This window comes from Micromonospora sp. DT231, assembly GCF_049847025.1.
In the GTDB taxonomy this organism is placed as follows: Bacteria; Actinomycetota; Actinomycetes; order Mycobacteriales; family Micromonosporaceae; genus Micromonospora.
Genome location: NZ_JBNCNO010000063.1, coordinates 1 through 212, shown reverse-complemented (window position 1 = coordinate 212; position 212 = coordinate 1). Strand labels below are relative to the sequence as shown.

Genomic DNA, 212 nt, shown 5'->3' with positions numbered 1-212 from the left:
GAGGAGCACGCCATCATGCGTACCGATCTGATCCGTAAGACCGCTCTGACCGCCGCCGGCCTCGCGTTCACCGGCGGAGCCATCGCCGGCCCGGTCACCGCCGCCTACGCCGCGTCGGAGGCCAAGCCGGCCACCCAGACCCAGACCGACCGCAAGACCCACGGTGAGCGGGAACTGGGTGTGCGCTACGAGGCGCAGCCGAACTTCTACTA

1 pseudogene is annotated in these 212 nt (G+C 69.3%); it reads left to right on the top strand.

The annotated features are described in order from the left end of the window. Positions 1-15 precede the first annotated feature (15 nt). Positions 16-212: pseudogene (locus ACPXBU_RS34925) on the top strand (C39 family peptidase); the annotation flags it as partial.